Raw genomic sequence first — 21316 nt, forward strand, 5'->3', positions numbered from 1 at the left:
CCGCGGCGTTTAGTACCGGCGGCTCAGCGCTCCACGAGCGCGAACAGCGCCTCCCAGCGGCCGACGATCTCGTCGGTCGAGAACCGCTGGATGTTCTCGCGGGCCGCTTCACCCATCGTGTCCCGCAGCTCCTGGTCGGACATCAGGGCGTCCAGGTGCCGGGCGAATTCGGTGACATTGCCCGGAGGCGCCAGGAAGCCGTCGGTGCCGTCCGTGATGATCTCGCGGACACCCGGCGCCACGTCGAACGCCACACACGGCACCGCGGTGGCCATCGCCTCCATGGGAGCGAGCGGGAAGCCCTCGCCGCGCGAGCTCAGCGCGAAGACCGCGCTCTCGCGCAGCGCCCCGGCCACATCGCTCGTCCGGCCCATCCACTCGACGGAACCGGTCACCCCGAGCTCGGCCGCCTGCTTGCGCAGCGCGTCGGCCTCCTCACCGGAGCCGTAGATCCGCAGCGTCCAGTCCGGGTGCTGCGACGCGACCTTGGCCCATGCCTCCAAGAGCAGGTCCACGCCCTTCTCCTCGTGGAGCCGGCCGATGCTGGCCACGACCTTCCGGGAGCGGTCCGAGGGGACGTCAGGGAAGAACGGCAGCGGGTTCGGCATGAAGCCGACGTTGTCCATCCGCTGCCGGATCCACTGGTCGGCGTCCTCACGGGTGAGCGGCAGCATCCGGTCGACGTCCTGGTAAAACCGCTTGACGCGAGCGAACCGGGACGAGCGGCGGCAGGTCTCGAACGACTCGTGGCTCATTCCGATGACCGCGAGGCCCGCGGTGTCGGCGAGCGCGACCCACTCCATCGCCCACACCTGCGTGACGATCACGATCCCGCCCGGCCGGGCCGCCCGGAACAGCGCGCTCATCTTGGCCGCCTGCTCGTGCATCCCGGCCTCACGGGCGGTCCGCCGGCGCTGCTCGACGAGGTTCAGCCTGTCCTTGAGGCTGCGAACGGGGCGGACGCTCGGCGGGTGCACGTCGTAGAGCGTGGTGGTCTCGTACGGCAGGTCGGCGGCCAGTTCGTGGACCCGCCCCTCGGGCGGCGGCACGATGCCGACGACGTGCACGCGATGGCCCTGCTCGACGAACAGGCGCGCCATCTGGTGCGACCAACTGGTGATTCCGCCCAGCTCGTTGACGCTGTTGGAGACGAAGAAGACGTCCCGCGGCCCGGCTGCGTTCGACTTGGTCATCAACGGCTCCACTGCGCAAAGAACTGGTCGACGATGCTCTGTGCGGCGTCGCCCCGGTCGTATTCCCCGAACTTGGCGACGAATTCCTTGCGGTCCTTGGCGTATTCCAGCTGCTGGGTCTCGAAAGACTGCATGGTCTCGAAGAAATCTTCCTCGGTGCGCACCACCGGGCCCGGCGCGTGCTCCAGCAGATCGAAGTACGTTCCGCGGCCCTCGTGCACATATTCGTCGTAGTCGTAGGTGAAGAACATCAGCGGCCGGTCGAGCAGCGCGTAGTCGAACATCACCGAGGAATAGTCGGTGATCAGGCCGTCCGCCAGCTCCAGGATCGGGGAGATGTCGTGCCGCGCCGACACGTCGACGACCCGGCCCTGCACCGTCGGCGGCAGCACCACGTGGTTGAGGTAGTGCGAGCGCACGAGCAGGACGTAGCGGTCACCGAACTCGTCGGCGAAGCGCTCCACGTCGAAGGGGAGGGCGAACCGGCCGTGCCGGCCCCCTGCCTTGCGGAACGTCGGCGCGTACAGCAGCACGGTCTTGTCCGCCGGAATGCCCAGCTCCGCCGCCAGCGCACCGCGCTCCCGGCGACCCAGCTCGGCCTCCCGTCGGCGGGCCCGCACCAGCGCGTCGTTGCGCGGGTAGCCGACCCGCAGCAGGGTCTTCTCCTTGAGGCGGAACGCCTTGGCCAGGGTCCGGGCGTCGTGCTCGGTCCGGCACAGGAACCGGTCGAAGCGGTCCAGCGACTCCTGCTGCTCGGCCTGCTGCTGGCGGGTCTGCGCCTTGAGCGAGGGCTGGTCGAAGCCCATGTTCTTCAGCGCCGAGCCGTGCCAGGTCTGGATGTAGGTGGTCTCGGGGCGCTTGGTCAGCTTGAGCGGGTAGCTCTGGTTGTCCACCCAGAACTCGGCCTGCGCGAGCGCCTTGAGGTACTGGATCGACCAGCGCTTGACGAGGGTCGCGTCCTTGGGGAAGTCCTTCGGGGACCCGGCGTACGCCCAGATCGCCTCGAACTCCAGGCCCTGCCGGCGCATCTCCTCGTAGATGGCGCGCGGGCTGTCGCTGTACTGCTTGCCCAGGTGGCTCTCGAAGACCACCGTGCGCTTCTTGATCGGCAGCCGGCTGAACACCTCGTGGTACGCCCGGAGCTTGCTGTCCCCGGAGGTGAGGGTCTTGCGCAGCGCCTTCGCCTTGCGGAAGCCGCTCTTGGCCAGCGTGCCCGGCTTGCCGCGCACGCCCCTGGCGATGAACTCCTGGACGCGCTCGGCGCTGCGGCCCTCGCTGATCAGGCGGAACGCCAGGTGCCCCTTGGAGGAGACATGCGGCTCGATGTGGTCGGCGACCATCCGGGTCAGCCGCGGCCGGACCGGCAGCGGGCCGCCGGCCAGCTCGGTGTCGGAGACGGTGAGCCGGGACGTGGTGCGCGCCCCGTTGACGTCCAGGGTCAGCCGGACGTCCCAGATGGTGTCGACGATGCCCAGCGGGCGCAGCTGCGCGGTGATGTCCGCGGTGGTCTCCCAGTGGATGGCGTCGCCGTCGTGGCGCACCGTCCGGACCGGGAAGGTGAACGACTGGAGGCTGCGCCGGCGGGCGCTGAACTCCAGCTCGGCCTTCAGCTTCGCGCCCTCGGGGATCACACCGAGCGGGTTGGTGATCCGCCCGGCCAGGGAGACCGCGCTGCCCGCCTCGGAGAAACGGGTGATCTGGTTGCGCAGGAACAGCTGGTTGACCGGCTTCTCGTGGTAGCCGACGTCGGTCACGTCCAGCACCCGGCGGCCGAAGGCGTCGTCGAAGTGGCCGCCGCACCAGTAGATCCGGCCGTCGTGCTGGGCGAGCGGCGAGGAGACCTTGTCGCGGTTGATGAGGGTGTCCACCGCCGGGATCAGGTTGTCCCAGTCGCCCTTCTGGAGCAGGTAGGCGCAGATGGCCTGGATCGGCAGGACGCGCTCGTACGCCTCGGGCGCGATGCTCGCCAGGTACTCCCGGGAGAGCTCCGCGAACTCCTGGCGGTAGGCGTCGTCGCGGAACGGCAGGTCCCGCAGGTGCAGCACGAGGTCGTGCTTGAGGAATTTGACGTCCTTCGCGAGCTTCATGCCGGTGAGGCCGCGCTGCTCCAGCAGGGCGTCGATGCGCCGGTGGACCTCAAGCCGGTGGATGTAATTGGTCATCTCGTGCCGTCGGTTCGTCACCGACTTCACGGCGGCCTGCTCGTGGACGTGCCAGAAGTAGACCTGATTGGGAATCAGGGTGATGCGCTTCGCCGCCAGATAAGCGTCGGCGATAAACATCAGGTCTTCGTAGAACATCCCCTTGGGGAAACGGAGATCGTTCTCGACGAGGAAATCGCGGCGGTAGCACTTGTTGGTGGAAAGGGTGTCCCACACAAAAAGGTCCGGCAATTCGGTAACGGAATCCAGCGTGCGGGTCGTGGAATACAGCCAGGAGTACCACTCGTCGCGCTTCTGGTTACGGGTGTCCTTGTGCAGCCGGACACACAGGCCCGAGACGATGTCCGAGCCGGTTTCCTCGGCGGCCTCCAGCATATTGCGGCAGGCGTTGTGTTCCAGGACGTCATCGCTGTCCAGGAACATGACGTACTGTCCCCTGGTGTGCTGAATGCCGACGTTGCGCGGCTCGCCGCCGGCGCCGCTGTTCTCCGGCAGCTGGAAGGCCCTGACCCGCTCGGGGTGGGTGGCTGCGAGTTGCTGCGCGACGTCGAAAGAACGGTCGGTGCTGCAGTCGTCGACGATCACCACCTCGACGTCCCGGAGTGTCTGATCCAGTACGGACTGGACCGCGGTCGGCAACCGGTCGGCGTCGTTGTAGACAATGACGACTACTGAGACGTCAGGCACAGGCACCTCAACCCTCTTTCGCTGCTGTTTCCGGCAAGAATAGCCCCATCTCCACTCGGGGTTTACGACCGCCCGCACTCGGTCCGCTACGGGTGGTGACGGGGTGGTGCGCGAGGAAGGGCAGGTTCCGGCTAGTGGGTAAGACGGAGGCCGGGGTCAATCGGTTGCATCCGCGCCGGGCGATGAGACATTTATCGGATTCCGATCATGCCGGTGACCCGGGGCTGCGGGAGTTGACGGCGCGGGAAATGCTCGTTCGATCGCGACGGGAAAAGATCGATTACCCGGATTTTGTCCGGACCCGCACGCGGGTCCGCCCGGCCGCCGTGTTGACGGCGGAGTGGCATATGACACAGCGGCAGATGTGACGAAGGCGCCGCCGCCCGGCAACTCGCCGGCCGATACGGGCACCACCGGGCCCTCCCGAACGTCCTCCCTGCAGGAGATGTGTCCTCCGTAACTCGGGGGAAGATCCTGCCCAGGTACGAGAGACGTGTCTTTGCCAAGCCATTACGCTGGCGTCAAGGCCGCGCAGGGCGGCCATGGAGGAGTGAGGATGAGGAGCAGCAACCCGGTCTTCTCGCGACGGGGGTTCAGCCGCGACACCGGCTACGCGGGCTTCAACGCACCGCCGCAGGCCGGGGGCGCCGCAGCCAACCCGTACGCCGGAGCCAACCCGTACGCCGCCCAGGCGCCGCAGTACGCACCGCAGTACACCCCGCAGTCCCGACCGATGACGATGGACGACGTCGTCACCCGCACCGGACTGACGCTCGGCACGGTCATCGCCGGCGCCACCGTCGGCTGGATCTTCCTGACCGGCCAGCTCGCCTTCGCCATGGGCGCCGGCCTGGTCGCGATGGTGCTGGGGTTCATCCAGTCCTTCATGCGCAAGCCGGTCCCGGCGCTGATCCTGGGCTACGCGGCGCTGGAGGGGGTCTTCCTCGGCGCGCTCAGCGGCTTCATCAACGACCTGCCGAAGATGAACGGCGCCCCGATGCAGGCGGTGCTGGGCACGATGGCGGTGTTCGTCGCCATGCTGGTCGCCTACAAGACGCGCATCGTGCGGGTCACCGAACGCTTCACCCGCTTCGTGATGATCGCGGCACTGGGCTTCGTCCTGCTGTCGCTGGTGAACGTGCTGTTCATGGTGTTCGGCGGGGGTGACGGCCTCGGCTTCCGCAGCGGCGGCCTGGGCATCGTCTTCGGCATCGTGGGCGTGGTCCTCGGCGCGCTGTTCCTCGCCATGGACTTCAAGCACGTCGAGGACGGCATCGCCTACGGCGCACCGCGCGAGGAGTCCTGGCTGGCCGCGTTCGGCCTGACCCTGACCCTGGTGTGGATCTACTGGGAGATGCTGCGGCTGATCTCGATCCTGCGCGACTGACGCCGGACCGCACACCGCACAAAGGGCCCGCAGGCGACCGCCTGCGGGCCCTCGGTGCATTCCGGGGGCACTGCCGCACCCGGATCAGAACTTGCGGGCGGCGCGCCTGAGATCGTGTTCGTGGACGATCGCCTTGGCGTGTCCGTGCGCGAGATTGTGTTCGCCGCGCAGCCAGCTGACCTTCTCGTCGAAGCGGAAGAGAGCGGGGCCTTCGTCGACAGTGCGCAGCCAGTCGGAGATTTCCCGGCCGGTGCACTGCGGGATACGGGAGAGCATGTTCCGGTGGGTCTCTTCGGAGTGGAGCTGAGACATCGGCGCCTCCGGACGCGGTCGATGCTGGTTCTTTCGCTCACCGTGCCTGAGCGTTGGGCCGTTGGCAACCACCCGGGAGTGGCGCATAGGCTCACGATGTGCTTGACGTGATGCCTTTGCAGACCGCCGTGGACGCGCTCGCCGACCGCCTGCGGTCGCTGCCGCAGAGCGCCCTGCGCCGCGGGGCCGCGGCCGAAGGGCTGGCCCTGGCGCGGAAGTTGGCGACCCGGGCGCAGCTGATCGAACGCCCCGGACAGCGGCCCCGCGAGTTCCCGGACGGCGGGATCTTCGCCGCCGGGGATCAGCTGGCGGTGGCCGGCCACGATCTCGTCGAGGCCCTGCGCGTGGCCGCGGCGGCGCCCGCCGCAGGGACTCCGGACGCCGCCGGGCCGGCGGCGGAAGCTGACGCGAAAGTGGCCCCCGCCGAACACCTGGCGGAGGCCGTGCGATGGGTCCGGGCGGCGGCGGGACGCTGTTAGGGCCGGTCCGGCGGGTCGGGGGCGGGAAGCCCCCAGGGCCGGTCCGGGCCGCTGCCGGGCCGCCGGATCAGAGGGAGGCGATGACCCGGTCGGCGAGGATGTAGACGGTCTCTTCCGGGTCCTCGCCCCAGGAGAACGTCAGGGCGTAGCCGCCGGAGACACCCGAGCCGCCCAGGAGGACGGGGGCGTGGCCCGCGTGCAGCGCGCCGGCGACGCTCTCGGCGGTCTCGCGGTGCCCGGGCGTCAGGCACAGCGTGGTGCCGTCGGCGAAGACATAGACGTCCAGGGTGCCCAGCGGCCCGGGGCGCACATCGACGAGCGGAGTGCTCTCGCGCGCCAGCTCCTCCAGGCGCGCGACGGTGCGCTCGTGGTCGCCGATCGCCGGGGTGGGGGAGAAGTCCGGGTGCGAGGGGTGGCGCCGGCGGGCGGCGGCCAGCTCGGCGGACTCGGTCTCCTCGGCCAGCTCGAACTCCGGCGTCTCCAGAGCCTCCAGCGCCTCCACGGACTCCAGGGCCTCGAAGGACTCCAGTGCCGGCAGCGGCTCCAGCGCCTCCGGGCCCAGCAGCGGCTCCAGCCCGGCGAGATCCGCCTGGCGGGGCACGAACGGCTGGGTGTCGAGCCGGTCCGGCTCCAGCCGCTCGGGCAGCTCGCGCCGGCCCTCGCGGCCGTCGAGCGGACCCTCGTCGCCGAGGCCGGCCAGCCCGCCGAGCAGCGACGGGGTGTCCGTCGCGTTCATGGAGTCCCGGGCCTCCTGCGCGGCCCAGAAGGCGCGGGCCTCGGCCAGCTCGCGCTCCCGTTCCTCGGCCAGTGCGTCCGCGACGGCGGCGCGTATGTCCGCGAGGGGGGTCTCGGCGGCCGGGACGGCACGGGCCGCGGGGATCGCCGCGGCGGCCAGCCGCGCGTCCTCGGCGCGGGCCTCGGCGTCCGCGCGGGCGGCGACGAGGTCGGCGTGCAGCGCGCCGATCTGGCGGCGCAGCGTACGGGCGGTGTGCAGGGCGACGGCGCCCAGCACCACCGCGACGGCCGCGGCCAGCAGCAGGACGAGGGTGGTGACGCTCATGCCGAAACCTCGCTTCGCTCGGACTTCCCCCGGCCGTCGGCCGGGGTGCCCCCCTTGATGCGCTCGCTCACGGACCCACGCGTTCGCTGTAGCGGCTCGCTCACCGGCGTACTCCCGTTAGCAGATTGTTCCCCGACTTCCTACATCAGCCTGGCCATGGTCGGCGACCTTTCGCGGTGCAGTTTGCCCCGAAATAGCCGGGCATCAGGGCTTCGTATGCCAGGGTGCCCCCTGCCTGAGCTGCAAGGACGCCGCCGCCCCAGGATGTTGGTCACAATCGGGGCGGCGATTGGGTCGCGATCTTGTCAACGGGTGATCCGGGTCACGCGGTCTCGCCGACGGTGTCCGGACAACAGCGAAGGGTGCGCGGAAAACGGGAGTTGGTCCGTTTCCCCGCACACCCTCGACGGCGACAGGGCGCCGCGCCCGGCTCGGCCGCGCGTGCCCGTGGTCGCGCTGAGCTTCGCTTCCGCTGCGGGCGGGTGCCGGGCCCTCGTTCCTCGGCCCCGACCCTCCGCTACAGCTCAGCTCAGCCGCTCGATGACCATCGCCATGCCCTGGCCGCCGCCCACGCACATGGTCTCCAGGCCGAACTGCTTGTCGTGCCACTGGAGGGAGTTGATGAGGGTGGTGGTGATGCGGGCGCCGGTCATGCCGAAGGGGTGGCCCACGGCGATCGCGCCGCCGTTGACGTTCAGGCGGTCCAGGTCGATGCCCAGGTCGCGGTAGGAGGGGATCACCTGGGCGGCGAACGCCTCGTTGATCTCGACCAGGTCGATGTCGGAGATCGACAGACCGGCGCGGCGGAGCGCCTGCTTGCTGGCCTCGACCGGGCCGTACCCCATGATCTCGGGGGACAGGCCGGAGACGCCGGTGGAGACGATCCGGGCGAGCGGGGTCAGGCCCAGCTCGCGGGCCTTGGTGTCGGACATGATCACGAGCGCGGCGGCGCCGTCGTTGAGCGGGCAGCAGTTGCCGGCGGTGACCAGGCCGTCGGGGCGGAAGACCGGCTTGAGGCCCTGGACGCCCTCCAGCGTGACACCGGCGCGCGGGCCGTCGTCCTTGGAGACGACCGTGCCGTCCGGAAGCTCGACCGGGGTGATCTCCCGCTCCCAGAAGCCGTCCTTGATGGCCTTCTCGGCGAGGTTCTGGGACCGTACGCCGAACTCGTCCATGTCCTGGCGGGTGACGCCCTTGAGGCGGGCGAGGTTCTCCGCGGTCTGGCCCATGGCGATGTACGCGTCGGGGAGCAGGCCGTCCTCGCGCGGGTCGTGCCAGTCCGCGCCCTCCTGCTCGGCACGGGCGGCCGTACGGGCCTCGGCGTCCGCGAAGAGCGGGTTGTGGGTGTCGGGCAGGCCGTCGGAGCTGCCCTTCACGCTGCGCGAGACCGTCTCGACGCCCGCCGAGATGAAGACGTCGCCCTCACCGGCCTTGATGGCGTGCAGCGCCATACGGCTCGTCTGGAGCGAGGAGGAGCAGTAGCGGGTGATGGTGCAGCCCGGGAGGTGGTCCATCCCCATCTGGACGGCCACGATGCGGCCGAGGTTGTGGCCCTGTTCGCCGCCGGGCAGACCGCAGCCGAGCATCAGGTCGTCGATGTCGGTCGGGTCCAGCTCGGGGGCCTTGGCGAGGGCGGCCTCGATGATCTTCGCGGTGAGGTCGTCGGGGCGCAGGTCCTTGAGCGAGCCCTTGAAGGCGCGGCCGATCGGGGAGCGGGCGGCTGAGACGATCACGGCTTCGGGCATCACACGGCTCCAAGAGGCAAAGGGTGAACGGGCGGTGCGGTGAGGGTCTCCCCGGGTGAAGTCTGGGGGAGCCTTCTTGAGGGGTGGTGGTCGGTGGCAGGTGGGCGGAACTGTCAGGGAAGTTACCTGCACGTAGTGCTGAGGTCACGGGGTGCGCACTGTGATGCGGGCCTCTTTTCTAAGCGGGCGCTTATGAGAACCCGGCGAGGTCGTCGCGTATTCCCGCAGGGCTTCCCGTACGGCCGCCATCGAGGCTTGCCTCACGGCGTCCCGGGCGCCCGGCCTCAGCCCGTGACGGACGGCCGGTCCGCGGTCTCCGGGGCCGGCAGCTGACGGCGCCGGCGGTGCTTGAGCAGGGCCCACGGGGCGCGCGAGGCGGTGACCTCCGTACCGCCCTCGGAGGCGGCCCGCGCGGCGGCCTGCTCGACCGGGAGGATGCCCTCGCGGCGGGCCGGCTCCGGCCGCTCCTCATCGGGCCACAGGCCGAGTGCGGCGCACAGCGTGGGGAGCACCGCCATCGCGGCGGTGGCGTAACCCTCGGCCGACGGGTGGTAGTTGTCCGGGCCGAACAGCTCCCGGGGGCGCGCCTCGAACTCCGGGCCGAGCAGCGCGCCGAGCGAGACCGTCCGGCCGCCGTTCTCGACCACGCCGATGGTCTGCGCGGCGGCCAGCTGGCGGGAGAGCCGGCGGGCCACCCAGCGCAGCGGCTGGTTGACCGGCTCGATGGTGCCCAGGTCGGGGCAGGTGCCGACGACGACCTCGCAGCCGGCCGCGCGCAGCCGGCAGACCGCCTCCGACAGATGCCGTACGGACTGGGCGGGCGGCAGCCGGTGGGTGACGTCGTTGGCGCCGATCATGATGACGCAGACGTCCGGGGGCTGCCGGCCGTCCGCCAGCATCAGCTCCACCTGGCGGGCCAGGTCGTCGGAGCGGGCGCCGGGCAGCGCCACGTTGCGGAAGTCGACGGGGAGTTCGGCGACCGCGGCCAGGCCGGAGGCGAGCAGTGCGCCCGGGGTCTGGGAGGGCCGTTGGACGCCCTGGCCGGCGGCGGTGGAGTCGCCGAGGAAGCCGAGCCGCAGCGGCGGCCGGTCGGCGGGGTGGGCGCACGCCTCGAACGCCGCGCCGTAGCGGCCGTCGGCGCACGGGGGGATGTCGCTGGAGCCGCCGACCGTGCGGCGGGCCAGCCGGACCTCGGTCAGCAGCACGCCGACGGCGGCGACGCCGAGCAGCCCGATCCCGCCGCCGCCGAACGCGGCGGCGGTCGCGATCCGCCGTGCCACCCTCGCCCTGGACCCCGTCATCACCGTCGTCGCCATCGGCCGGGCACCTCCCCGTGCAGCGCGGGCGCGCCGCGGCCCGGGGGCCGGACGCGCTCTTGAAAGGGCAAGAACTCCTCACCGGGTTGATGCCCGTTCCGGTGCCCCGCGCAACGCACCGGGCTCCCAATGGAGCCGGTGACCCGGAGCGCCGGGCCGCTCGGGGATGGGGGCAATAGGCTGGCGGTACGGGCGCAGGAGAGCGTGCCCCCGACCGCGGAGACCACCGTGCAGTTTTACGATTCGATGATTGAGCTTGTCGGCAACACCCCGCTCGTGCGGCTCAACAACGTCACTCAAGGGATCCAGGCAACCGTCCTGGTGAAGGTCGAGTACTTCAACCCCGGAGGTTCGGTCAAGGACCGGATCGCGGTGCGGATGATCGAGGCCGCCGAGGAGTCGGGCGAGTTGCAGCCGGGCGGCACCATCGTGGAGCCGACGTCCGGCAACACGGGTGTCGGGCTTGCGATCGTGGCCCAGCAGAAGGGCTACAAGTGCATCTTCGTCTGCCCCGACAAGGTGTCGACCGACAAGATCAACGTGCTGCGGGCGTACGGCGCGGAGGTGGTGGTCTGCCCGACGGCGGTCGATCCCGAGCACCCGGACTCGTACTACAACGTCTCCGACCGCCTGGTGCGCGAGACGCCCGGTGCCTGGAAGCCCGACCAGTACAGCAACCCCAACAACCCGCGCTCGCACTACGAGACGACCGGTCCCGAGCTGTGGGAGCAGACCGACGGGCGGATCACCCACTTCGTGGCGGGTGTCGGCACCGGCGGCACCATCAGCGGCACCGGCCGCTATCTGAAGGACGTCAGTGACGGCAGGGTCAAGGTCGTCGGCGCCGACCCGGAGGGCTCCGTCTACAGCGGCGGTTCCGGGCGGCCGTACCTGATCGAGGGCGTCGGCGAGGACTTCTGGCCGACCGCCTACGACCGCACGGTCGCGGACGAGATCGTGGCGGTCTCGGACAAGGACGCCTTCCAGATGACCCGGCGGCTGGCCAAGGAGGAGGGGCTGCTGGTCGGCGGCTCCTGCGGGATGGCGGTGGTCGCGGGGCTGCGGGTCGCCGAGCGGCTCGGCCCGGACGACGTGGTGGTCGTCCTGCTCCCGGACAGCGGGCGCGGCTACCTCTCCAAGATCTTCAACGACGAGTGGATGGCCGACTACGGCTTCCTGGAGGAGAGCGGCACCGCGGCCCGGGTCGGCGAGGTGCTCCAGTACAAGGAGGGCGCGATGCCCTCGCTGGTCCACATGCACCCGGAGGAGACCGTCGGCGAGGCGATCGAGGTGCTGCGCGAGTACGGCGTCTCGCAGATGCCGATCGTCAAGCCGGGCGCCGGGCACCCCGATGTGATGGCCGCCGAGGTCGTCGGCTCGGTCGTCGAACGGGAGCTGCTGGACGCCCTGTTCACCCAGCGCGCCTCGCTGTCCGACCCGCTGGAGAAGCACATGTGCCCGCCGCTGCCGCAGGTCGGCTCCGGCGAGCCGGTCTCCGACCTGATGGCGGTGCTGGAAGACGCGGACGCCGCGATCGTCCTCGTCGAGGGCAAGCCGAAGGGCGTGGTGAGCCGGCAGGACCTGCTGGCCTATCTGGCGCGCGCGGTGGCCAAGTAGCCGCCGGGCGGAGTACCCGGCGCGGCGTCAAGTGTCCGTCAGGAAAAGGGCCGTCGCCGCAAGGTGTACGTATGCGTCACGTTCTGGCAGCACGCGCTTAACACTCGTGCGGCACATTGATGTGCAGGCGACAGGACCTCCGGAGCGGCTCCCGGACCTCCGATCGCCAGGATGCGACGACCGGCCCTGACCCGGCTCGCGTCTCCTGCGGGGACCGCCGTCGTCCCGCCCCCGGCTCCGGCCGGGGTGCGGCGGTCCCCGCAATACTCTCTCCGCGGCGGGCGGGCCCGTCGGTTCCCGTCCGGGTCAGTCCCAGTCCCCCTCGCGCCGCTCCGCCCGGCCCCGCAGCCGCTGCGGCAGCACCAGGCCGTGGACGGCGTTGACACCGACGACGCCGGCCCAGCACACCACCAGGCCGACGAAGCCGGCCTCGGCCACGGCTATCGCGGACAGCGGGATGGCCAGCACCAGCGACACCACGGCGACCGCGAACCGCTGCCAGAACTCGCTGGTGGCGTCCGTCCGGCGCGGCCGCGCGCCGCGCGCCACCTGCATCTGCTGCTCGGCCAGTTGCCGCCGCACCCGCCGGTCCACGTTCTGGTCCAGCTTCTCCAGGAAGGACTCCACCAACTCGGACTCGTACTCCGGCCCCAGCTCCTTGCGCGTCTGGAGGGTCGCGTCGAGTTCCTTCTTCAGATCGGGGTCGTGTGTCGCCATACCGGTGAGACTACGGCCGGGCGGCCCGCGGCGCGGTAGGGCTAGCCCCCCAGTCCCGAGGGGGTCTGCCGCCCCGGCGCGGCCTCCGGGGCGGCGAGGCGCGCGGTGTCCCGGCGGGCGACGGCCCAGTACAGGACCGCGGGCACCGCGAGGCCGACCAGCCAGGAGACGTCCGCGCCGCCGAGCGGGGCGACCAGCGGGCCGGTGTAGAACGCGGTGGCCAGGAACGGCAGTTGGGCCAGGACGCCGAGGGCGTAGACGGCCAGCGCGCGCAGGTTCCAGGCACCGTAGCGTCCGGCGGGGTCGCTGAGCGCCGGGATGTCGTAGCGCTCCTTGGAGAGCAGGTAGTAGTCGACGAGGTTGATCGCCGACCAGGGCGTGAAGAACGTCAGCAGGAAGAGCAGGAAGTCCTTGAACGAGGTGAGGAAGGAGTCCTTGCCCAGGAGGGCGACCGCGGTGCCGGCCACCATGATCCCGGCGATGTAGGCGGACCGGCCGCGCGGCGACAGGGTGCGCCGGCTGCGGAAGCCGCTGACGCTGGTGACCAGCGACATGAAGCCGCCGTAGGTGTTGAGGATGTTGATCGTCAACTTGCCGAGCGCGATGACGAAGTAGAGGAGCGACGCGAGTGCCCCCGCGCCGCCGAGGCCGACGAGATAGCCGACCTCGTGCCCCACGAACGCGGCCGGCGCCGCGGCGGCGGCCAGCGCGCCGAGGGTCATCGACCACTGCGAGCCCAGGACGGAGCCGGCGAACGTCCACCAGAACGTGGCGCGCGCCGAGGTGCGGCGCGGCAGATAGCGCGAGTAGTCCGCGACGTACGGGCCGAACGCCAGCTGCCAGGACGCCGAGAGGGAGACCGCGAGCAGGAAGACCGGCAGGCCGAAGCCGCGGTCGTGCAGCAGGGCGGCGAGGTCGGCGCGCTGGAGGAGGCGGATGCCGAGGTAGACGAAGGCCAGCGCGCAGACCAGGCCGGCGATCTTGCCGAGGAGGTGGATCAGGCGGTAGCCGACGGCCGCGGCGACCGCGGTGACGGCGGCGAAGAGGACGATCCCGGGCGTCTCGCCGAGATGCGTCAGCTCACCGACCGCCTGCCCGGCCAGCACGCTGCCGCTGGCGAAGAACCCGATGTACATCACGATGACCAGCGCCAGCGGCACCACCGCCCCGCGCACCCCGAACTGCGCCCGCGAGGTGATCATCTGCGGCAGGCCCAGCCGCGGGCCCTGCGCGGAGTGCAGCGCCATCACCGTGCCGCCCAGGACGTTGCCGAGCAGCAGCCCGATCAGCGCCCAGAAGGCGCCCGCCCCGAACACCACGGCCAGGGCACCGGTGACGACCGCGGTGATCTGGAGGTTGGCGCCCAGCCAGAGGGTGAACTGGCTGACCGCGCTGCCGTGCCGTTCGTCGTCCGGGACCACGTCGATCGAGTGCTGTTCGACCACGCCTGCCATGGGTGCCCCCTCTTCCCGCCATGCCGCGTGCATGAGTTCATGCAGGATCATGGCCGGTGAATGGAAGGTCAATAGGCGGGCGGCGATCACCGTGTGAAGGTCGACGGGCGGCCGGCGATCACCGTGCCGGATCGCGGTGCCGGATCGCCGTGGCGGGGGGCGTGCACGGACCGGACTCAGGCCGCCGGGGTGGCGCCCGCCGCCCGCCGGCCGCCCGCCGTCGCGCCCACCGGTCGCAGCTCGTCCGCGTACGACACCGAGATCCGGCGCAGCAGCCCGTCCTCGGTGATGTCGTACTGGCCCAGCCGCCACAGCGGCGGCGAGTAGGCGTGCACCGAGACCGCGTCGTCGGTGGCGCCGGTCAGCCGGTGGATGTGGTCGGGCCCGAAGCAGAAGGACTCGCCGGCGCCGACCGCGGTGGCCAGGTGCTCGCCGCCGATCCGCGGGTTGGACTCGGTCAGGGTGCCCTGGACGACCCGGACCGCGCCGGAGGAGAGGTCGTGGTCGTGCCAGCCGGTGTCGTTCCGCCGGGTCCAGCACAGCAGCCAGACGTCGACGAACGTGTCGCGGTGCAGGGACGCGTAGTGGCGCTCGGTGTCGGAGAACGCGACCTGGTCCCGCCACAGCTCCGGGTGGGCCGCCAACGCGTCGACGAGCGACCGCAGTTCGCGCTTGTCGAGGTTGCGCTCGGGCAGCGCGGCGAACGGCGCGGCGCAGCCGTCGCCCCCGGTGCCGCGGACCTCGGCGGCGCCGGCCGGGGCGGTGCGGTCGCTCATGGACGGGCTCCTCTCGTCGGGCCCAGCAGGCGGGCCGGGTTGGCGGTGTGCAGGGCGTGGCCGGCGGCGTCCCCGCCGAGGCCGGGGATCACCGGATCGACAAGCGCGGCGGGCCGGGCGTACGGCCGGTCGCTGCCGCTGACCACGACGTCGATGCCGACGGCCCGGATGAGCGCGTCCACCGCCCGCGTCCCGTACGAGGACGTCTCGTAGAACGCGTCGCGGTCCACCCGGCCGCGGTCCCGGCCGCCGCCGCGCGCCACCAGCCGCTCGCCGTGCAGCGGCGCCAGCCCGGCGAGCGCGGCGAAGCAGACCCGCAGCCCCGGATGGCGCGGCCGGCCGAAGGCGCGGAAGGCGAACCACGCGCCGTGCAGCTGCTGGACGTACGGGACGAGGGCGGGCCACCAGGGGGGTGTGCCCGCGGGGGCGGGCGGCGCCGCGCCGGGGTGGACGACCAGCGGCTTGTCCAGCGCGGCGACGGCGTCCAGCAGCGGGGCGCAGCGCGCCCAGCCCGCGGCGTCGAGCAGCGCGGTGGCCGGGAGCTGCAACCCGGCGCAGCCGCGGGCCAGTTCGCGGCGCACCGCCGCCGGGTCCGGCTCGGGAGCGGACAGGCAGGGGGAGGCCCAGACGCCGAACGGGGCGGGCAGGTCCAGCGCGCCGTCGTGGAAGGCGGCGAGCAGCGGCCCGGCCTCCTCGGGCGGCAGGTGCTCGACGCCGAGCGGGCTGGAGAGCGACACCAGGGCCAGGTCGAGGCCGTCGGCGCGGGCGAGCCGGGTGCGGGCGGCGATGTCGTGGTCGGCCGGGTCGACGGCGTACGGCGGCTCGCCGGGCAGGTGCAGCGTCCAGCCGTCCAGCCGCGGCGGCGTGCTGCGGGCGCGCAGCAGGGCCACGAACTCGGGCGGCCAGATGTGCTGGTGGACGTCGGCGGGCACGGGCCCTCCCTCGGGGCCGGGGCGGGGCTGGACGGGGCGGGGGCCGGGGCCGTCGCCGGGGACCTGACCGCAGCCGGACCACTGCCGGACGGCTGCCGGATCACTGCTCGGCCGCTGTCCGCACTGCGTGGTCGCGCACTGCTCGATCGATACTTAACCGCTTCACTGATGCGTTTAAGTGAAGCGATTAACCAGCGGCGCTGTCAAGGGCGTACGCGGTACGGACCGCCCGCTTGGGTAGGCTTCCGGACATGGCCAGGCCCAACAAGCGCACCACCCTCCGCGAGGTGGCCGAGGCCACCGGCCTCTCCACCGCCGCGGTCTCCTACGCGCTGCGCGGCAAGCACGTCTCCAAGGAGACCGAGGAGCGGGTGCGGAAGGCCGCCGCCGAACTCGGCTACGAGGCCGACCCGATCGCCCGCGCCCTCGCCAGCGGCCGGACCAGCACGGTCGGCGTGCTGGCCGGCGACCTCCAGGACCTGTGGCAGCAGCAGCTGATGGCGGCCATAGGGCGCGAGCTGCTGGCCGGCGACCGCTATGCGCTGATCCTCGACGCCGGCGGCGACCCGGAACGCGAACTGGCCCTCGCCAAGCAGCTGCGCGACCAGCGCGTCGACGGCCTGCTGGTCTCCCCCGTCGACCCGTCCGCCGAGGGCTGGGCGAAGATCGCCGAGGCGGTGCCGGTGGTCTCCATCGGCGACGCGCTCAGCCAGGCCCGCACGGCGGGCGAGGTGCTCTTCGACAACCGCGCCGGCATCGACGCCGTACTGGACTACCTCCGCGGCCTGGGTCACCGCCGGGTCACCGTACTGACCCCCACCGGCCCCTCCACCCCCGACCGCCCCGCCGACGTCTATGTCCGCGAGGCGGCCGACCGCCTGGGCATCGAGGTCCAGGTCGTGCCCTGCGCCCAGGAGCTGGGCGAGGCGACCGGGGTCGCCCGGCGGGTGCTGACCAACAGCCCGGCCGGCCGCCGCCGGAGCGGCCCCGCCGCCCTCGCCCCGCCCACCGCCGTCTTCTGCTTCTCCGACTCCATCGCCTACGGCGTCTACGCGGCCGCCGCCGAGGCGGAACTGGCCGTCGGCCGCGACGTCTCCGTCGTCGGGTTCGACGACCACCCGGTCTCCCGGGTCCTCACCCCGCCGCTGACCACCGTCGACTGGGGGCTGACCGAGATCGCCAAGGAGGCCGCCCGGCTGGCCGTGGCCGCCATCGAGGGCCGCCGGGTCCGCCGCAAGCGGATCCTGTGCGCCCCGCGCCTCTCGGAGCGGGGCTCGGCGCTGCGGGCACCGGGAGGTGTCTAGGGTCTGACCCATCGGGCAGGCACTGGCCCATCGGGCAGGCTCTGGCCCGTCGCGGCCGGTACGGCGCCGGTCGAGGGACGTGGGGCGGGGCGAAGGCCGGTGCCCGGCCCTCCGGTAGCGTGCGGCACGCAAGCCGGTAACCGGCAGACGGGCGGAATGGCGGGGTCCTCATGGAGCAGTCCACGCAGAGCGCGCACGGCGATGCGGCGGGCCCGGACGCGGCGGGCCCGGACGCGGCGGGCCCGGACGCGGCGCCTGATGGCGCTCAACGGCAGGCGGCGCCGGGGGAGTTGGCGGACCGGCTGGAGGCGCACCGCACGGAGCTGACCGGCTACTGCTACCGGATGCTCGGGTCCGCGTTCGAGGCCGAGGACGCCGTACAGGAGACGATGGTGCGGGCCTGGCGCGGCTACGACCGGTTCGAGGGCCGGGCGTCGCTGCGCTCCTGGCTGTACCGGATCGCCACCAACGTCTGCCTGGACCTGCTCAAGGGCAGCCGGCGGCGTGCCCGGCCGATGGACCTCGCGTCCCCGTCTGGCGTGGGCACCCCGGTCGGGACCGGCCTGCCCGAGACGACCTGGATCGGGCCGGTGCCCGACGAGCGGGTGCTGGCCCGGGCCGGGGACCCGGCGGACACCGCGGTCGCCCGGGAGTCGGTCCGGCTGGCGTTCGTCTCCGCGCTCCAGCGGCTGGCGCCCCGGCAGCGGGCGGTGCTGATCCTGCGGGAGGTGCTGAGCTGGTCGGCGAGTGAGGTCGCGGAGCTGCTGGGCAGCTCGGTCGCCTCGGTCAACAGCGCCCTCCAGCGGGCCCGCGCCACCCTGGCCGCGTCCGGCGACACCGCCGGCGCCCCGGCCGAACCGCTCGACGAGGCGCAGCAGGAGCTGCTCAGGCGCTATGTGGACGCCTTCGAGCGCTTCGACATGGCGGCGCTGACGGCCGTGCTCCACGAGGACTCCACGCTCTCCATGCCGCCGTACGCGCTGTGGCTGCGCGGCCGGGCGGACGTCATCGCGTGGATGCTGGGGCCGGGCCGCGGCTGTGCGGGGTCGCGTCTGGTGCCGCTGTCCGCGAACGGGATGCCGGCCTTCGGGCAGTACCGCGCGGACGGCACGCCCTGGGCGATCCAGGTCGTCGAGAGCGCCGACGGGCGGATCGCCGCGCTCAACTCCTTCCTGGACACCGAGCGGCTGTTCCCGCTGTTCGGGCTGCCGATGCGGTACGAGGGCTGACGCAGCCCGCCGCTACGGCCCGGGGCGACGGCCCGGAGCCGCAGATCTCGTTCCCGGGATCTCGTTCCCGTTCTCTTGCCCGGCCTGCATAATGTCATGCAGAGTCATAGGTGAGTGAATATGGAGCGATGGGTGGGGGTGCGGCGCGGGCGGCACCGCTCGTCCGGGGTCCTTTCTCCCGCCCGCCCCTTCCGCTCACCGTACGGAACGAGGCGGCCGGTTCACCTCCGCGAACGGCGCTGCGCAAGGGAGTTGAGCCCTGTGGTTTCCCCCGTGCCGGACACCGGCAGGCGCATCACGCTCGACGGCAGCGGCCTGCGCACCGCCGATGTCGCAGCCCTCGCCGAGCGCACCGCCCGCCCCGCCGCCCCGGAACCCCAGGCCCTCGCCCGCGCCGCGGAGTCCTGGCGGACCGCCCGCCGACTCGCCGCCACCGGCCGGGTCTACGGGCGCAGCACCGGCGTCGGCGCCAACCGCACCGAGGACGTCGGGGCCACCGACGCCGACCACGGACTGCGCCTGCTGCGCAGCCACGCCGGCGCCATCGGCGATCCGCTGCCCGGCCGCGAGGTCCGCGCCATGCTCGCGGTCCGCGCCAACCAGCTGCTGGCGGGCGGCGCCGGCCTCGACCCCGCCGTCATCACCTCCCTGATCGCCGCCCTGGACGCCGGCGCGTACCCCGTCGTCAACGAATACGGCGCGGTCGGCACCGGCGACCTCGCCGCCCTCGCCCAGACCGGTCTCGCGCTCGCCGGCGAACACCCCTGGAGCTGCGCCCCCGGCGGCCACCCACCCGCCGCCGTCCCGCTCGACAACAACGACGCGCTGGCCCTGATCAGCAGCAACGCCCTCACCCTCGGCCAGTCCGCGCTCGCCCTCGACGAGCTGCGCCGCCTGCTGGCCGCCGCGCTCCCCGTCGCGGCGCTCTCCCTCCTCGCCGTCGGCGGCTCCTACGAGGCGTTCGCCGAACCCGTCGTGCTCGCCCGACCGCACCCCGGCTCGGCCGCCGCCGCGGCCCGCATCCGCACCCTCTCCGGCGTCCCGGCCCGCCCCGCACCGCCGTTGGGCCGCATCCAGGACCCGTACGGCTTCCGCTGCATCCCGCAGATCCACGGCCCGGCCCTGGACGCCGCCGACGCGCTCGACGCCGTGCTGACCGTCGAACTGAACGCCGCCGCCGAGAACCCCCTGATCAGCGTCGAGGACCAGGCCGCCTACCACCACGGCAACTTCTACGCCGCGCACACCGCGCTCGCCCTGGACGCCTTCCGGCTGGCCGTCCTGCAGACCGCCCGGCTCTCCACCGCCCGGCTCGCCGCGCTCTCCGAACCGGACCTCACCCGGCTGCGCCCCTTCCTGGGCGACGCGGCCCCCGCCAGCTCCGGTGTCATGATCCTCGAATACGCCGCCGGTGCCGCCCTCGGCGAGCTGCGGGCGGTCTCCCACCCGGCCTCCCTCGGCGACGCCGTCCTCTCCCGGGGTGTCGAGGAGCAGGCCAGCTTCGCTTCCCTGGCCGCCCGCCAGACGCTGCGCGCCTGCGGCCCCTACCGGCACGTCCTGGCCTGCGAACTCGTCGCCGCCGTACGGGCGTTGCGGCTGCGGTCGCTGGAGCCCGAGCCGGACGTCCCGCTCGCCGGCGCCTTCCGGATCGCCGCCCGGGCCCTCGACCCCCGGATGGCGGACCGCCCGCTGACGGAGGACGTCGCGGCGGCCGGGGCGCTGCTGGACCGGCTGGCGGAGGTCTGAGGGGGTGGCGGGATGAGGGATGAGGGATGAGGGATGAGGGATGAGGGGTGAGGGATGAGGGGTGAGGCGGGCGGCGCGCGGTCCGGGCGTTCGGGATCCCGCGCCCGGATCCGGCCGGATCCGGTCCCCGGCGGGTGGCCGGCACCGGCCGGGGCCGGGAATTACGTACAGTCGGTCGACATACGACAAGGCCCCGAACGGGGCGGGAAGAGGAGGCGATGAGCGGGGACAACGGTGGCCGCACCGCCGCGGCCGACGAGAGGCGTACGGGACCGGCGCCGGCCGGCACGGCACCAGCGGTGCGTCCCGGTGCGGCCGGCGACGCAGAGTGGGTCGCGGCTGCCGACGCCACCGCCACCACCGGGACCGCCGCCCGCCTCCAGCGGCTCTTCGAGGGGCACCGGCTGACGCCCACCCAGCGCCGGATCGCGCACTGTATGGTGCGCCGGGCCGCCGACGCGCCGTTCCTCTCCAGCGTGGAACTCGCCGAACTGGCCGGTGTCAGCCAGCCGTCCGTCACCCGCTTCGCGGTCGCCCTCGGCTTCGACGGCTACCCGGCGCTCCGCCGGCATCTGCGCGATGTCGCCCCCGCCGAGAAGCCCGGCGACACCGGCGCGTACAACGAGTACCAGCAGGCCGTCCAGGAGGAGATCGACAACCTCCGGCACCTCTCCGACGCCCTCGCCGACCCCGGGCCGGTGATCGAGGCCGGCCGGCTCTTCGCGGCCTCCCGCCCGCTGCCGGTCCTCGGACTGCGCGCCGCCACCGCCCAGGCCGCCGGCTTCGCCTACTTCGCCCGCAAGGTCCACCCCGACGTCCGGCTCCTGGACGAGGGCGGCACGATGCTCACCGACCGCGTCGACGCCGCGGTACGCGCCGGCGCCACCGCCCTGATCTGCTTCGCGCTGCCCCGCCACCCGCGCGAGGTCATCGACGCGCTGGAGTACGCCCGTTCCGCCGGCCTGACCGTCGTCACCGTCGCCGACAGCGCCTTCGCCCCCGTCGCCCACCACACCGACCTGCTGCTGCCGACGCCGGTCGGCACCGGTCTGGCCTTCGACACGGCCTGCGCCCCGATGCTCCTGGGCCGTGTCCTCCTGGAGGCCATGTGCGACGCCCTTCCGGACGCCCAGGCGCGCCTGGAGGAGTTCGACGCGAAGGCGGCGGAGCGGGGCCTGTTCGTGGAGTGAGCCGCGGGCC

The 21316-nt window shown here is 72.6% G+C and carries 17 protein-coding genes; 7 read left to right on the forward strand and 10 right to left on the reverse strand.

Annotated elements, in window-relative coordinates; translation table 11 throughout:
• Positions 1-23 precede the first annotated feature (23 nt).
• Both GR130_RS03985 and GR130_RS03990 read right to left on the reverse strand, forming a co-directional pair.
• Positions 24-1193, reverse strand: coding sequence for a glycosyltransferase (locus tag GR130_RS03985; RefSeq protein WP_159503413.1), 1170 nt, complete (start codon positions 1191-1193; stop codon positions 24-26).
• Positions 1193-4042 carry a bifunctional glycosyltransferase/CDP-glycerol:glycerophosphate glycerophosphotransferase gene (locus GR130_RS03990; protein WP_159509732.1) on the reverse strand — a complete coding sequence of 950 codons (2850 nt, stop codon included), beginning with the start codon at positions 4040-4042 and terminating at the stop codon, positions 1193-1195. The genes GR130_RS03985 and GR130_RS03990 overlap by 1 nt, the downstream gene beginning before the upstream one ends.
• A 556-nt stretch (positions 4043-4598) precedes the next feature.
• On the opposite strand from GR130_RS03990, the gene GR130_RS03995 reads away from it, so the two are divergent.
• Positions 4599-5429, forward strand: coding sequence for a Bax inhibitor-1/YccA family protein (locus tag GR130_RS03995; protein WP_159503414.1), 831 nt, complete (start codon positions 4599-4601; stop codon positions 5427-5429).
• Positions 5430-5513: 84 nt separating this feature from the next.
• Here the strand turns inward: GR130_RS03995 and GR130_RS04000 are convergent, their stop codons facing one another.
• Positions 5514-5741 carry a DUF4287 domain-containing protein gene (locus GR130_RS04000; protein ID WP_159503415.1) on the reverse strand — a complete coding sequence of 76 codons (228 nt, stop codon included), beginning with the start codon at positions 5739-5741 and terminating at the stop codon, positions 5514-5516.
• Positions 5742-5851: 110 nt separating this feature from the next.
• Between GR130_RS04000 and GR130_RS04005 the strand changes: the two genes are divergently transcribed.
• Positions 5852-6220: a hypothetical protein gene (locus GR130_RS04005; protein ID WP_443043569.1), complete on the forward strand. Its 369-nt coding sequence runs from the start codon at positions 5852-5854 to the stop codon at positions 6218-6220.
• A gap of 67 nt (positions 6221-6287) precedes the next feature.
• Here GR130_RS04005 and GR130_RS04010 read toward each other — a convergent pair whose 3' ends face one another.
• The 3 genes from GR130_RS04010 to GR130_RS04020 form a co-directional block, all read right to left on the reverse strand.
• On the reverse strand, positions 6288-7280 hold the full coding sequence (locus GR130_RS04010) for a hypothetical protein (protein WP_159503417.1): 993 nt from the start codon (positions 7278-7280) through the stop codon (positions 6288-6290).
• A 524-nt stretch (positions 7281-7804) separates the two neighbouring features.
• Positions 7805-9025 carry an acetyl-CoA C-acetyltransferase gene (locus GR130_RS04015; protein WP_159503418.1) on the reverse strand — a complete coding sequence of 407 codons (1221 nt, stop codon included), beginning with the start codon at positions 9023-9025 and terminating at the stop codon, positions 7805-7807.
• Between the two features lie 284 nt (positions 9026-9309).
• Entirely contained in the window at positions 9310-10341 is a 1032-nt protein-coding gene (locus tag GR130_RS04020) for an SGNH/GDSL hydrolase family protein (RefSeq protein WP_159503419.1), read from the reverse strand.
• A gap of 228 nt (positions 10342-10569) precedes the next feature.
• Here GR130_RS04020 and GR130_RS04025 point away from each other — a divergent pair, with 228 nt between their 5' ends.
• A complete protein-coding gene (locus tag GR130_RS04025) occupies positions 10570-11958 on the forward strand; it encodes a cystathionine beta-synthase (RefSeq protein WP_159503420.1) in 1389 nt (462 codons plus the stop codon).
• A 306-nt stretch (positions 11959-12264) separates the two neighbouring features.
• Here GR130_RS04025 and GR130_RS04030 read toward each other — a convergent pair whose 3' ends face one another.
• From GR130_RS04030 to GR130_RS04045, 4 genes are all read right to left on the reverse strand, one after another.
• Entirely contained in the window at positions 12265-12675 is a 411-nt protein-coding gene (locus GR130_RS04030; RefSeq protein WP_159503421.1) for a hypothetical protein, read from the reverse strand.
• 41 nt (positions 12676-12716) lie between these two features.
• The gene (locus GR130_RS04035) at positions 12717-14129 is read right to left on the reverse strand and encodes a purine-cytosine permease family protein (RefSeq protein ID WP_159503422.1); all 1413 of its coding nucleotides are present in this window, start codon (positions 14127-14129) and stop codon (positions 12717-12719) included.
• Between the two features lie 176 nt (positions 14130-14305).
• On the reverse strand, positions 14306-14905 hold the full coding sequence (locus GR130_RS04040; RefSeq protein WP_159503423.1) for a cysteine dioxygenase: 600 nt from the start codon (positions 14903-14905) through the stop codon (positions 14306-14308).
• Positions 14902-15837: an amidohydrolase gene (locus GR130_RS04045; protein ID WP_159503424.1), complete on the reverse strand. Its 936-nt coding sequence runs from the start codon at positions 15835-15837 to the stop codon at positions 14902-14904. Before GR130_RS04045 ends, GR130_RS04040 begins: the two co-directional genes overlap by 4 nt.
• A 251-nt stretch (positions 15838-16088) precedes the next feature.
• On the opposite strand from GR130_RS04045, the gene GR130_RS04050 reads away from it, so the two are divergent.
• From GR130_RS04050 to GR130_RS04065, 4 genes are all read left to right on the forward strand, one after another.
• Positions 16089-17141: a LacI family DNA-binding transcriptional regulator gene (locus GR130_RS04050; RefSeq protein ID WP_159503425.1), complete on the forward strand. Its 1053-nt coding sequence runs from the start codon at positions 16089-16091 to the stop codon at positions 17139-17141.
• 170 nt (positions 17142-17311) lie between these two features.
• Entirely contained in the window at positions 17312-18370 is a 1059-nt protein-coding gene (locus GR130_RS04055; protein ID WP_159503426.1) for a sigma-70 family RNA polymerase sigma factor, read from the forward strand.
• Between the two features lie 261 nt (positions 18371-18631).
• Positions 18632-20116, forward strand: coding sequence for an aromatic amino acid ammonia-lyase (locus tag GR130_RS04060; RefSeq protein WP_236572785.1), 1485 nt, complete (start codon positions 18632-18634; stop codon positions 20114-20116).
• A 218-nt stretch (positions 20117-20334) separates the two neighbouring features.
• Positions 20335-21306, forward strand: a complete 972-nt coding sequence (locus GR130_RS04065) for a MurR/RpiR family transcriptional regulator (RefSeq protein ID WP_236572786.1) — start codon at positions 20335-20337, stop codon at positions 21304-21306.
• Positions 21307-21316 lie beyond the last annotated feature (10 nt).

The sequence above is a fragment of the Streptomyces sp. GS7 genome, from assembly GCF_009834125.1.
Taxonomy (GTDB): Bacteria; Actinomycetota; Actinomycetes; order Streptomycetales; family Streptomycetaceae; genus Streptomyces.